The organism is Photobacterium sp. DNB22_13_2 (assembly GCF_052873915.1).
This window is the reverse complement of the sequence record NZ_JBNNXU010000007.1, coordinates 61047-74123: the sequence shown is the minus strand read 5'-3', so window position 1 is coordinate 74123 and position 13077 is coordinate 61047. Positions and strand designations below refer to the sequence as shown.

The window sequence follows — 13077 nt, the reverse complement described above, 5'->3', positions numbered from 1 at the left end:
CCTAATTAGATACTGGCACTATTCGCCATTACGAAAGTTTGATACAGCCTTGTCAGTCAACTGCACTTGTTCTACATACACTTTGCATCAAGGCTATAGTGCAGGCCTATCATGTTGCCCTTTCGGGTAATACGCAGAAAAGCCTCGGCGCTTTCTAGTACTTCGTTATTGGTGTCATCTGACCACCCATCAGTCACCACCGAGACAATCGCCAAGTTGCCATCAGCACATTTTTCAATGCATATCTTGGCCCAACGTTCAGCGCTTTCCCTTATCATCAAAGCACCAGCATCAAAAAGCCCTACAAGTTCACAATTTAGCTTGGCCTGGAACGTAAAATCACCGGATACCGGGGTAAAAAGAAAGCTAGCCGAGTCGGCAATGGTCGATTCAAATGAGCGGATACAATCAGCCTCACCGTGTGGCTCAATCATCATTTGATCCGTTGATTGCTCAAAACATAAAGGCGGGTTGTGCCACTGGAGCAGCTCAACAGTAAGAGGCGCTAAAATAGCAGATGATATATTTGTCATACGCTGACTACCTCAACGTTCAGTTGTGAAAAAATGGCAGTCATTTCAGGCTCGGCATCGGTCACAATCACGTCCAGCCTATCGGTTGAAACAACTTTGTAAGGAGAGCGCCGATTAAGTTTCTGCTGACTTGCCAAGGCGACGATGCGAGCGGCTTGATTTGCCATAGCTGTTTTGACTTCAGCCTCAGCCAAATCATCAGCCGTGAGGCCAAATTCACTGTCTAACCCACAAACACCAAGTACTGCCATGTCGGCCGATATTCTTTCTATTTCACGCACTGTTGTCGCCCCTGTTGCAATGGCTCCCGACGGTTGGATCCGCCCGCCAAGTAAAATTGTCTCGATGTTACGCTCCAGCAACACCGTGGCGACAACCGGCGACAACCGGCGACGGGGTAATGACGGTGATTGAACTATTTACTGGAATTGCATTGGCTACTTTCAATATCGATGTGCCACCATCGAGGAACAGCGTCTCAACTCCGTCGAGCAAAGATTGAAGCAACGATTGACTGCCAGACAACCAGACATCGGCGTCTTTTATCCTATCGATAAACGGCCGATCTGGGACAGAGCTGGCTATGGCGCCCCCTTTTACACGCTTAACTTCGCCTTGTTGTTCCAGTGCAATCAGATCACGCCGTATAGTGTCCAGCGATACGCCAAGCTCTTCGGCTACCTCTTTGGCTATCAAGGTTTTGCCTTTGCCTAGTTGCTCTAGCAGCCAATTTTGCCGTGTAACAGGATTGTTCAAATCAAGGGATGACTCTGCCATAACCTAATCTCGTAAATATGCGATATCCTGCATTGTAAACTGCAGAAAACCGCAATTAAATGCAGTAAAGCGCAAAGTAACGCACTAAAAAGCACACTGATTGATTACTTAGAGATTTTGTTGCAAAAAAACGCATGAAGAGAACGACATTTAGCTAATCTAAATCGCTAGATTGCGACTTCGAGAAAATTAGCGTCGATAGTTGAAAGGAGGTCGGAAGCATCCAGTTACTCGACGTCGCCGCTATATCCACTCAGATACTTCACTTCGCCCAGTTGGTTGCATGGTATTTGGATAGATCAATCAAAAGCAATATGGCTAAAATGTGGATTATCAATTTGGACTTCGAGTGTCGAGATAGCTTCAAGCACAACCAGCTCTATCGAGTCTTCTGTTTGAATCTCAATACATTCTTCTTTGCTTGTATTCCACTTGGTATCAAGTGCAGTTCCAACCACCTCTTGCCCTGACTTCAAGGTCAGCTTGACGGGATAAAAATACATACAAGCAATTTCGACATAATCAGTTTGATGACAAGTGACCATTTGGCGTTCCTTTTACTGATATTACATCACTGATACTGAGCAGAAGTTATAAATTGACCGAAGGTTTCACACCACACAATAACTGTATTGTATTGGGCAACCTCAACGCTTTCGTCCAGCGGCAACATGAACTGATCAAAGGTTTTGATATCACCCACCTTTACCATAGACGATTTAAGACGATTGAAGTCATCCTCTGTTTCAACAAATTCAGGTGATAGATAGAGCTTATAATCAGGTCCCGGCGCTAACTCGCCGATAAAGCTGATGCTATCTGCAGCCAGTGCAACTTTTCCTTCTCCCCAATGCAGGAAATCACTGTCTTGGCGATCTTTATCAAACGTGGCTGTAAACTGCGCTTTCGCCTCGACCGATTGAATGGTTGATACAGATGGTGCATCTGGCGCTATCAATATCGGCAGGGCATAAATGCCAAGTGCAAAGCCAATCCCTACCGCAATAATGTGAGTGAATATCAGTCCAATAATTCGTTTCATGTCAGCCTCCTTGCTAACGCTGAGTAAGTTCAACCCCGTACATTTGAACTATAGCAAAAACAGTGAGGTAGCTTAGGTTTATAGCGCCGAAACTTACAGCCTCTGTTTAGAAGCGAGCGCCTTTTCTAAAATATGCAGTAAAGCTTGGCGTACTGGGCCCTCGGTATGACGGCGGGTCTGGATCACATCAACCGTTGTCAACCAACCATCCGGTTCGAAAGCAAGATCCAATATAATCAACTTTCCTTGTTCAACATAAGGTGCAGCCAAACGTTCAGGAACGATCACCCAGCCAAGCCCTTGAGCAGCCAGTTCCAGTAAAAGCTGATGATTGTTGGCGTACCAAACCTGTGTACTAATGGCGTAGCTAAACCACAATTCCTTACCACTGGAAGACCGCTGCACAACTTGGCGATAGTTGCGCAAATCACCATCTTTAAGTGCTACCTTGTCAGCAAGCGGATGCTGAGGCGCAGCCAAGGTCAGAAAACGGTTATAACCTACCGTAGCAAACTCGGTATCTTCCAGCATTTTGCCATCGGAATAGACCACACCAACATGCGCCTTTCCCTCACTGACCATTGTTTTGATATCGAAAGTTGATGCCGAGATTAACTCAATATTGGTCATCGGATGCTGCTCGCCAATAGCGACAATTTGGCTAAGCAATTCAGGTTCAAGCAGGCTTTCCTCAATCGCAACCACCAACTCATGCTCTTCATCAGCATCCAGAGCCATTACCTTTTGATCCAGACGTTGCTGCTGTAACAGGATTGAACGAGCAATGGGTAGCAGCGCTTCTCCTTGGGCCGTTAATCTCGGCATATTGCTCGAACGGTCAAACAAGGTTTGATTCAACGCGATTTCCAAATTCGATACCGATTGGCTGACCCCTGACTGTGCCCGTTTATACTTTCTTGCAGCAGCCGAAAATGACCCACACTCACAAACGGCGACAAACATTTTCAATTGCTCAAAGCTGTACATAACGGATTGCTCACTTCCAAATCATTAATCACAAACAAGCTATCACAAGTTGTGATAGCTGCTAACTTTCACCTGAAATATTTTTTGATACGCTGAGGCATCAATTAGCGCGGTGGAATGTTAGTACACCGAGCTACGAATTGACACAATATCAACAATCAGAGTATCAGGATAAATGATAGATAAGCTCTGAACTTAACGACTGGCGGAGCTACGATGAATATTGACCAAGCCCTTGCTCTTATCCACCGAGGAGCAGAGCAAGTTACCCCTGAATCAGCATTGATTGAAAAACTAAAAAAAGACCGACCACTCGTGGTCAAACTTGGTGCCGATCCAACAGCGCCGGATATTCACCTTGGTCACACAGTTATTCTTAATAAGTTACGACAGTTTCAAGACTTGGGCCATAAAGTTGTCTTCTTGATTGGCGATTTTACCGGTAAAATCGGTGATCCAAGTGGAAAGAACACCACTCGTCCACCGCTAACGACAGAGCAGGTTCTCGCCAATGCTGAGACCTACCAGCAGCAAGTATTCAAGATTCTCGACCCTACCAAAACCGAGATCGTCTTTAACTCCCATTGGTTATCTCAACTAGGTGCCGAGGGCATGTTAAAACTCAGCGCCTGCCAGACCGTGGCCAGAATGCTTGAGCGAGAGGATTTCAAAAAGCGTTTCGCCGAGCAACAATCGATTGGCATCCATGAATTCATCTACCCTCTGCTTCAGGGCTACGATTCTGTTGAACTAAAAGCCGATATTGAGTTGGGTGGTACGGATCAAACCTTCAACCTGCTAATGGGCCGAGAGTTACAAAAGCAGCACAAAATGGAGCCACAGGTAGTGATCACCATGCCATTGCTGGTTGGCCTCGATGGCAGCAAGAAAATGTCAAAATCAGCGGCAAACTACATTGGTATCACTGAGTCTGCTGAGGAAATGTTCGGAAAACTGATGTCGATTTCTGACGACTTGATGTGGAACTACTTTGAGTTATTGTCGTTTCGCAGCATGGATGAAATTGAACAGTTTAAGCGGGATATCGACACGGGACGTAACCCTAAAGAGATCAAGGTGTTGCTGGCCAAAGAGATCGTCGCCCGCTTCCATTCTGATGAAGAGGCCAATAGCGCCGAGTCGATGTTCAACCAACGTTTCGCGGCAAAGGTCCTGCCAGACAATCTAGATACGATTGAAATGCAATACGGGTTAACCATTAGTCAGGTACTTAAACAAGCTGAGCTAACCGCATCGACTTCTGAGGCAATTCGTTTGATCAAGCAAGGCGCCGTCAAAATTGATGGGATCAAGGTTGAGGATACTTCATTTGAGCTTCCGGTAGGCGAAAGTATTTACCAAGTGGGTAAGCGACGTGTTGCCAAGATTAAAGTTATCTAGCCCTTATAATGTACTGAATTAGTACGTATGACCTTACCCCTCCAGTTCCAACAAGAATTGAGAACGTTATATGCCGCCAAATATTAGGCGGCATATAACACTGCTAATTATTTCTCAGCGTCAAAAATAAAAGCAGGATCGGCGAGTACTTGCTGCGGTGTTTTACTTACGTGATAGTCTGGGTAAAGTTCTGTTGCTCGCAGCGTCTCATCAGTAAAATTAGCCAACTTACCAATGACATAAATAACGTAATTGATCCCCCACCGTTCACGATCTGTTTCGGCCCCCTTCTTCGCTGTAACCTCATCACTGGCTGTAAGCCGTTGCTCTGTAATGAACTCTGATGAAAAGTGCTCATACTCAAATTGATGATTTGGATGGTACTGATGTACCAGATCTAGCATCTCTGTTTGCGTCAGCACGTTGTAATCCATCTGTACACAACGATTCATGGTGCGATGGTCTGTAACGGCTAGAGCAGCTATATGACCGATATCATTAATTTCATGGGTATAAATTGGTTGTTCCATATTACCAAAAGTGGTGATGCTGCGGAAAAAACGCAGGTTCGGTAGAAAATAATCAAAAATCCCACCGGTATAGATAAAGGTCCAGCCGATACCAGATTTAAAGATCTTCTCATGCAGATCTTTCTTATAATCAAATAAAATCCCGTCCCCATAGTCTACACCTCGGGTATGGCACCCAAACTCGGTAGGAACGAAACGCTTCACACCAGCCTCGACCGCAGCCTCTAACCAAATTGGCTCTAGCTCACTGATGATGGTTTGATCACCAGGCACTGCACAAACCAAAGTATCTGCCCCCTGAATCGCCGCGACCATTTGCGCTTTATCGTGCATATCTGCCACTTCGACAATTCGGGCTCCCTTATCTGCAAATACTTGTAACTTGTTCATGGGCCCCGTTTGCAAGCTACGCGTAATAGCAATTACATCATGCCCAAGGTCGAGTAACGTGCGGGTCAAAGGCGAACCAATTTGACCTGTTGCACCAATAATCGCGATTGTTTGTTTTTTTATATTGGACATAGCGTTATTCTCATCTGGTTTAATTGAACGAAAATAATTGTAGATTCTATGCCTGCATTCGGCATGGTGTAGATGTGCTAAATGATGGTAGATATCGAACCCACCATTAAACGGTTACACCGATATATATAAAGCCTAATAACGCAATGAGGGCGACCTTCAAGACAATCGGGAGCTGGGTTCTAAAGTGACTATCGGAGCTACAGTTCGCTGCAGAAGCGGCAACGATGACGGAATCTGATATCGGCGAGCTTTGATCGCCAAAAACAGCCCCAGAGACCACTGCACCGATGATCATTGGGATAGATAGACCCATCTGTGCAGCCATAGGAATAACAATTGGAATAAGAATGCTCACCGTTGCACCCGAACTGCCCGTAGCAAAGGAGATCACAATTCCGGTGAGGAAAATAAGCGCTGGCAAAAATTGTATCGCGATGCTCCCCGCCAACATTTTCGCCAGATAATCCCCTGTCCCCAATGCGCCAATAACATGGCTAAACGTAAATGCGAGTGCCAATATGATGACCGCAGGGAGGATCTGTATTGCGCCTTCGACTCCCCATTTTAGGGTGCTCTTTAGCGTGATCCCACTTGTTCGATATATACATACGCTACCGACTAAAGCGATATAACCGCTGCAATAAATGGCATTGCTGACATCACCGGATAAGTAGGTGACAAAAATAATACTCACGATTAATAGATAGAGGGGTGCCATAGAAACCCACAGCGAAAACGTTATTTCAACCCGTTTAAAATCATCTTCAACACTCTGATTTTCCATATTTTTTGGGTGGGTGAAGTCATGGGGTAGTACAGACAGCAAAGGGACTGACAGTAAGATCAACAGGGTATAGAACTGATAAGGTATAGCATCAATCACAAACTGAATAGCCGAACCATCAATAACTCGTTGGTCTATCTGTGCTTGAATTAAACTTGTGAGGAAAAGCCCCGCACTACTAACCGGTATTAACCAAGCCAAAGGTGCCCCTGTACCGTTAGCCACAAAGGCCAACTTTTGCGGTGATATTTCATATTGCTTAAACAAGCTGCGACCAACAACACCAACCATCATCATTGACCCAATGCCTTCGAGACACATTAAAAAACCTGCAAGAAATGTTAATAGCTGTGCATGAGTACGGCTTCTGACCCATTGCTTTTGTTCTGCGATAGCATAAAGGGCATGATTTATAGCACCTGAACGTTGAAGGAGATTAATTATCGCACCGATCATCAGAATAAATATCAGGCTCTTCAACGCACTGGGTGATTGTAAAGTAAGGCTTAGATATTTGGCCGTCTCCTCAAGCCCAGCAACTAATGACGGAGCCAAGATTATCGAACCCACAAAAATGCCAGAAAAGATGGCGATGTATGCCTTACGGGTTGAGATAGCTAATGTAATTGCACATAGCGGTGGTAGTAAGGAAATCCAGGTGTTCATGTTAGCCTCCGAAATTGAGAAGGCTCAGTGTATCGAGGTGGCGTTAATTCACATGGTTAAGATAGGCCTAAAGATGGTAGTTATTGAACCAGTTAAATACAGAACGTTTTATTTTCACAATGAGTTACTGAGGTTGTTATAATCCACGAAGTCAAATTTGTTCCCCTGGTGTCATAAGTGTCTATTCCCAATATTGGCTTTAATCATCAAAAAACCAATCAAGCAGAATTCGAAATCATTGAGTTCTCGTCACTGTATGATATGCAGAACCTTAAGCATGATCCTCAGCGACCACATAGAGTGAGCTTCTTTATATTCGTCTATATCGAAGAAGGTGAAGGATTCCACATGGTCGATTTTGTCGACTACCCATTTACACCAGGATCGATGATTTTTATTCAGCGAGAGCAGGTACATAGCTTTGATCTGACGTCGGCTATTAAAGGGAAGGTTATCCTATTTACACAGAGCTTCTTAGATAAACTTCATACGAACATGCGCTTGCCGAATTATACGCCAACACACCTCAATCAATTACATTCACCAATAATACAATTTGATGAGGAGGACAACTTGCGAGCGTCTACCTTGATCAACGAGATACTTGCAGAGCAGCGGCACACCAGTCGCAGCCCCTTAATTGTGATGTATCTCTTTTCTGCATTAGCATTGCATCTTCACCGACTTCAACCAGAATCCATTCATGACAAACTCTCGGCAGAGCAAAGTGTACGGTTAGCGCGCTTTATCGAACTGATCCAAAATAACTTTGATCGAGTTCGAGATGCCAATTGGTATGCACATCAGCTAAATACGACCTATAAAACCTTGAATCAAGTTTGCAAGTTAGCGACAGGGCTAACAGTAAAACAGATGATTGATTCATATATCACAATAGAGATGAAGCGTAGACTGATAATTAGCAATACCACTTCACAGCAAATAGCCTACGATTTCGGCTTCGAGGATGCCAGTAACTTCGTTAAGTATTTTAAAAAGCTGACGGGCCTTACACCAACTCAATTCCAAAAAAAACATCACAAACCCAGCCTGTAATCGGCATTTGTACGGCAAGGCTGTTCGAGTACCCGATTGACTTCACCTTACTCACTCAAGGCTAACTTAACCGCCGCTTCGGCATGAATGCTGGTTGTGTCATAGAGCGGGACATCGGTATCATTAGATGAAATTAACAACGCAATTTCCGTACAGCCTAAAATCACGGCTTCGGCCCCTTGTTCAGCCAGTTTTTCGGTAATTCGAATATATTCCTCCCGTGACTCTTCTTTGAGTAAGCCGTTGCAAAGCTCATCGTAGATAACCGTATGAATCATGTCCCTATCAGGTAAATCTGGCACCACTACCTCAATACCAAACTGCTCAGTTAAACGACTGATATAAAAGTCTTGCTCCATGGTAAAGCGAGTTCCCAACAACCCCACTTTTTTGATTCCGTCGGCTTTAAGTTGTTGTGCTGTAGCATCGGCAATATGTAGTAAGGGAATAGATATCACCAGCTCTATTTCCGCAGCAACTTTGTGCATAGTATTGGTACAAATCAGAAGAAAATCGGCACCGGCAGCTTCCACCGATTTGGCTGCTTGTGACAAAATTTCTGCGGTTGCAGTCCAGTCACCGGCATGTTGCAGTTTCTCTATTTCATCAAAGTTTACACTGTAAAGTGCCACTTTTGCAGAGTGTAAGCCACCCAACTCTTGTTTAATCCCTTCGTTGATTGCTTTGTAATAACTCGCTGTAGATTCCCAGCTCATCCCACCTAATAGTCCAATTGTTTTCATGGTGCCTCTATCCGTCATTCTTCGCCAAACTTATGTAAACAATTACTACTGTTAGGCTGAAAAAAACAGCTAGTGCGTTAAGATAAAAGCCTTAACGCTAGGACAAGGAAGTAATCAAGTGATCCAGCAAGCGACGTTTAGGGATACCGCTGACATTATTGCCGTTACAGGGCTAGCAATTAGAGCCTGCATTGATGAGCCAGCAGATGTCCAAGATGAGATCATCGCCAGTTGTGCCGACAGTATTCTGTGGTGGCGACGCTACCCAGACAACTCCGTGCATTATGTCTATCGCGTTGACGGCAATATCGTCGGCGCCATCCTGGTTAAGGAATACTGGAACCTCTCCAATTTGTTTGTCGACCCTCGTTTCCACCATCAAGGCATTGCTCGCCAGTTGATAACCAAAGCGCTCGAGGCTTGTCAAGAACTCTCGCCCAAGCAAGCCGTTCATCTAAACGCTTCAGAATATGCCGTTAACTTTTATCAAAAACTGGGCTTTGTCCCTAATGGCGAGCCGAGGGACTTACCTGGTGGGTGCTTTCCTTTCATCTATACGTTCGATCAAACACCTTGAAGTATTAGAATCACAGACAGTGTAAAAGTCAGCATAGCCGGCACTCCATCTCGCCAAGTATCAAACCATAGGTGAAAGGCAATCGCCCCCATCGACACAGCAGCAATCGCTACAGCCCCAATCAAAGCGAAAGGAAAGGCAACGGCTGTTGCCGTTAGCATCGGGAGTATCAACAGCAGCGCCGCGACAAATTCAATAACCCCAACGGCAAACATCACTTGTCGGTTCAGGCCGTACTTTTTGAAGAAAGCCAATTGAGCAGTGAAAATCATCTTCTGCCAACCTAGTAACTTAATGGAGCTAGCGAACACGAAAAAAGCACCAAGAAGAGCGGTAATAATTGTTTGAGTAGTTGTCATGAAATCTGCCTCGTAAAAAAGAACTGCCAACTATCATAAACATTCCCATATGAATGGATATATAGCTAAAATAAACTACCAACCATTCCAAATAAGAATAGATATGGACAAACTAGACTGTATCCGCACGTTTATCCGTGTCGTTCAACTTGGCAGCTTTACTGCCGTTGCCAATACACAAAACATCACTCAAAGCAGTGTGAGCAAAAAAGTGGCTTGGCTAGAACAGCAACTGTCACTTTCACTGCTGTATCGCACAAGTCGCCAATTATCACTGACCGAGGCTGGAGATGCTTACTACCATCATGCCCTTCGCTTGTTAGAAGAGCATGATAACTTTGAAACCACATTGATAGGTGAGCAGCTAACAGCCAAAGGAAAACTTGCTCTATCGATGCCAGCATCACTTGGCCTTCATCTGCTGGCCGAGCCTATTGCTGAATTCATGGCGTTACACCCAGACGTTGACATCGACTTATCACTCAACGACAAGCATATCGACCTTTATCGCGATAACATCGATATTGCTTTTCGTGCGTCATATCTCAAAGATTCAGGGTTAAAAGCAAAGCGGCTAATGAACAACACCATGGTCTATTGCGCGTCGCCCGCTTACCTGAAACGTTACGGCTCTCCTGTAAAGGCAAATAAGCTTACTCTCCATAAATGCCTAACTTACTCACTGGTGTACCCATCAAATATTTGGTCATTTACCAACGATAAAGGTCAAACAGAAAAAGTCTCCCTTGATGCTTTTTTTCGTACCGATAGCCCAGAAATGTTGCTGAAAATGGTTATGTTAGGACAAGGGATAACCGCCCTGCCTCAGTGGATGATCGCGCCATATATAAAAACTGGCGAGCTTGTTGAAGTTCTCACCGAGTACAAATCGCATTCGATTCCACTCTATGCGGTTTACAAAGACAAACACTCACAACCCTTCAGGATAAGGGCCTTTATCGATTTTATTGCCGACGCGTTGGGTGGGCTCCAACAATCGAGTTAGGTTGTAAAACACTATTGAACACTGTATTAATGGTATTTTGGTATTAAAGAGGTATGTGATGTTTGGATTTCCCCAGTACTTCAAGCGAAGAGCTATCCGCCAGTACATTAAGACACTGAGCCCAATGCTGCTCAAGTCGTATGGTCCACGGGAGAGCTACACAACTGGCCAGATTGATGCCGTTATTGAGCAGTCTGCTGTTGGCCAACGCCACCAGCAATATGCCCACGCACTCTTTGGTGAGCAATACCCTGATAAACACCAAGAGCTAGCCGACGGCTTGTTTGAAGGTAATGCCTTTAATGCCTTACAGATCATCAGCCTCGCTAAACCGATTGGCTGGAAAGGTGGTGCAAACACTGACAACCTTTCTAACCACTACGGGCAAAACAGCAGGTACTAAGTGAAATAGAAGACTGTCTTCATCATGTCCTTATTTTGATGTTTTTAGTCTTAATGTTTGTAACAGGCAATAACTGACTTCCCTAAAATGGCTCCCGACATCAACAACAACCAACAGGAGCCTTTGTATGTCTTCTCAAACAAACCTTACACGCCAGTGCGTCAGCTTAGCCATCAATGAACAGCACCCTGCTTACCAGTGGGCAAAGAAACAATCGGACTCGGTGAATGCGTTCGGCCATATTGGCACCCATATCGACTGCTATACAAAGGTACCCGCCAATAACCACTACACCACTGATACCGTATTGCTGGACTGCACCAAAGCAATGCCGTGCCTAAAAGACATTGAACCACTTGATATTGTAGGTAAATCCTTGGTGCTGTTTACCGGAAACCTTGAAAACAACGGTTACGGTACACCGGAATATGGCAAGGCGGATACCTCACTTTGTCGCGAAGTCCTTGATGCTATGTTGGCCAAGCAACCCGCTTTCATTGTTATCGATAGCTACGGCATCGGCGCACATGGTGATGAGCACATCAACTTCGACAAACGCTGTGAAGAAAATAACTGCTTTGTCATTGAAAATGTCGCCTTAAGCAGCGAAATGGCAAATAACTTAATCGAACTAGATATTATGTTCGATGCCGACAGTGCCTCAACAGGCAAACGCTGTGAAGTCACCGCAACTTTCAAGTCAATCGGTCAGTAATATGGGACGAACAATTACCCAGTCAACAACGCCATTTAAGCTTATGGGTATGGAATGGCTCAATGCCCATACAATGAGCCTAAAACTGCAACCCGAGCATCCCTACCCCTACCGAGCGGGGCAGTATCTCACTTTACCCCTTCCTGATAGCCAAAAGGGCATGCCTTTTTCTATCGCAAGTAATCCGACATTTGAAAAGGGGCAAAAAAGCACTGATCTAGCGGCTATTGAGATACAAATTGGTGGGATATTGCCAAGTTCTGACTTGGCGTCAGATATTGCACAGTTAGGTTCGCAGTGGCTTCATCAGGAATCATTATTGTTGGGCCCGGCAGCTGGAGAGGCTTATTTTCGTGCAACAAATAGCCCGATAACTGTCGTCGCGGGTGGCTCTGGCTTCAGTTATGCCAAAAGCGTGGTGTTAGAGGCGCTTTCGCAACCCGGTACATCAAGTATCACCTTGTACTGGGGTGCCAAAACTCTAGCCGACTTGTATGAGCATCAAACGATGATGGCATTAAGCCAACAATACCCGCAGTTTCACTATGTACCTGTTGTTGAGACGCTTTCTACCTACGCACCATCAAGCATCGATATTGGCATCGGTGTACAACAAGGAAAACTACTGGATATCTTTTTTGCCAATACCGAGCTGATGGCAGAGCAAGATATTTACCTATGCGGCCGCTACCAAATGGTTCAAACAGCATACCAGCAAATAACGGCCACCAACCTAGAACTGGCAACTCGCATTTATTCCGATGCGCTACCACCAATAAGCGCACGAGAGACAACTCTCGCATAAGCTCAGTAGAGCACTGTCATTTTTTAACCACGTCTAGTAGCCAAACAGAAGCAAGGCGTTACCTTGCTTCTGTTTTTTGCACCAAAAGCAGATCTGTGAGGCCAAGACGATAATCTTAGGAAACGGGATACAATTACCCACTATAGGGAAGATACTCGTATGGAATTC

General features: G+C 44.9%; 17 protein-coding genes. 7 read left to right on the top strand and 10 right to left on the bottom strand.

The window, feature by feature from the left end; all coding sequences use genetic code 11:
* Window positions 1-71 precede the first annotated feature (71 nt).
* From ACVA58_RS12545 to ACVA58_RS12520, 6 genes are all read right to left on the bottom strand, one after another.
* Window positions 72-533 (bottom strand): DUF1349 domain-containing protein, encoded by a 462-nt coding sequence (locus tag ACVA58_RS12545; RefSeq protein WP_446510775.1) that lies wholly within the window; start codon window positions 531-533, stop codon window positions 72-74.
* On the bottom strand, window positions 530-898 hold the full coding sequence (locus ACVA58_RS12540) for a hypothetical protein (RefSeq protein WP_446510774.1): 369 nt from the start codon (window positions 896-898) through the stop codon (window positions 530-532). The genes ACVA58_RS12545 and ACVA58_RS12540 overlap by 4 nt, the downstream gene beginning before the upstream one ends.
* Window positions 882-1310 (bottom strand): DeoR family transcriptional regulator, encoded by a 429-nt coding sequence (locus ACVA58_RS12535; RefSeq protein ID WP_446510773.1) that lies wholly within the window; start codon window positions 1308-1310, stop codon window positions 882-884. Before ACVA58_RS12535 ends, ACVA58_RS12540 begins: the two co-directional genes overlap by 17 nt.
* A 299-nt stretch (window positions 1311-1609) precedes the next feature.
* Entirely contained in the window at window positions 1610-1855 is a 246-nt protein-coding gene (locus ACVA58_RS12530) for a Rho-binding antiterminator (RefSeq protein WP_446510772.1), read from the bottom strand.
* 26 nt (window positions 1856-1881) lie between these two features.
* Complete coding sequence (locus ACVA58_RS12525) at window positions 1882-2352, bottom strand: DM13 domain-containing protein (RefSeq protein WP_446510771.1); 471 nt, start codon at window positions 2350-2352, stop codon at window positions 1882-1884.
* A 93-nt stretch (window positions 2353-2445) separates the two neighbouring features.
* Entirely contained in the window at window positions 2446-3339 is an 894-nt protein-coding gene (locus tag ACVA58_RS12520; RefSeq protein ID WP_446510770.1) for a LysR family transcriptional regulator, read from the bottom strand.
* Between the two features lie 216 nt (window positions 3340-3555).
* Here ACVA58_RS12520 and tyrS point away from each other — a divergent pair, with 216 nt between their 5' ends.
* Entirely contained in the window at window positions 3556-4740 is a 1185-nt protein-coding gene (tyrS, locus tag ACVA58_RS12515) for a tyrosine--tRNA ligase (RefSeq protein ID WP_446510769.1), read from the top strand.
* Between the two features lie 107 nt (window positions 4741-4847).
* On the opposite strand, the gene ACVA58_RS12510 is transcribed toward tyrS, so the two are convergent.
* Both ACVA58_RS12510 and ACVA58_RS12505 read right to left on the bottom strand, forming a co-directional pair.
* Window positions 4848-5792 carry an NmrA family NAD(P)-binding protein gene (locus tag ACVA58_RS12510; RefSeq protein ID WP_446510768.1) on the bottom strand — a complete coding sequence of 315 codons (945 nt, stop codon included), beginning with the start codon at window positions 5790-5792 and terminating at the stop codon, window positions 4848-4850.
* A gap of 106 nt (window positions 5793-5898) precedes the next feature.
* Complete coding sequence (locus ACVA58_RS12505; RefSeq protein ID WP_446510767.1) at window positions 5899-7245, bottom strand: Na+/H+ antiporter NhaC family protein; 1347 nt, start codon at window positions 7243-7245, stop codon at window positions 5899-5901.
* A 177-nt stretch (window positions 7246-7422) separates the two neighbouring features.
* On the opposite strand from ACVA58_RS12505, the gene ACVA58_RS12500 reads away from it, so the two are divergent.
* Window positions 7423-8301, top strand: coding sequence for a helix-turn-helix domain-containing protein (locus tag ACVA58_RS12500; RefSeq protein WP_446510766.1), 879 nt, complete (start codon window positions 7423-7425; stop codon window positions 8299-8301).
* Between the two features lie 47 nt (window positions 8302-8348).
* On the opposite strand, the gene ACVA58_RS12495 is transcribed toward ACVA58_RS12500, so the two are convergent.
* Window positions 8349-9044: an aspartate/glutamate racemase family protein gene (locus ACVA58_RS12495; RefSeq protein ID WP_446510765.1), complete on the bottom strand. Its 696-nt coding sequence runs from the start codon at window positions 9042-9044 to the stop codon at window positions 8349-8351.
* 118 nt (window positions 9045-9162) lie between these two features.
* Between ACVA58_RS12495 and ACVA58_RS12490 the strand changes: the two genes are divergently transcribed.
* The gene (locus ACVA58_RS12490) at window positions 9163-9621 is read left to right on the top strand and encodes a GNAT family N-acetyltransferase (RefSeq protein WP_446510764.1); all 459 of its coding nucleotides are present in this window, start codon (window positions 9163-9165) and stop codon (window positions 9619-9621) included.
* Here the strand turns inward: ACVA58_RS12490 and ACVA58_RS12485 are convergent.
* Complete coding sequence (locus tag ACVA58_RS12485) at window positions 9609-9980, bottom strand: DoxX family protein (protein WP_446510763.1); 372 nt, start codon at window positions 9978-9980, stop codon at window positions 9609-9611. The two genes, ACVA58_RS12490 and ACVA58_RS12485, sit on opposite strands and share 13 nt — an antisense overlap.
* 103 nt (window positions 9981-10083) lie before the next feature.
* Between ACVA58_RS12485 and ACVA58_RS12480 the strand changes: the two genes are divergently transcribed.
* From ACVA58_RS12480 to ACVA58_RS12465, 4 genes are all read left to right on the top strand, one after another.
* A complete protein-coding gene (locus ACVA58_RS12480) occupies window positions 10084-10986 on the top strand; it encodes a LysR substrate-binding domain-containing protein (RefSeq protein ID WP_446510762.1) in 903 nt (300 codons plus the stop codon).
* Between the two features lie 58 nt (window positions 10987-11044).
* Window positions 11045-11389 (top strand): DUF6559 family protein, encoded by a 345-nt coding sequence (locus ACVA58_RS12475; RefSeq protein WP_446510761.1) that lies wholly within the window; start codon window positions 11045-11047, stop codon window positions 11387-11389.
* Between the two features lie 127 nt (window positions 11390-11516).
* Window positions 11517-12104 (top strand): hypothetical protein, encoded by a 588-nt coding sequence (locus ACVA58_RS12470; protein WP_446510760.1) that lies wholly within the window; start codon window positions 11517-11519, stop codon window positions 12102-12104.
* 1 nt (window position 12105) lies between these two features.
* Window positions 12106-12909, top strand: a complete 804-nt coding sequence (locus ACVA58_RS12465) for a hypothetical protein (protein ID WP_446510759.1) — start codon at window positions 12106-12108, stop codon at window positions 12907-12909.
* Window positions 12910-13077: the final 168 nt, after the last annotated feature.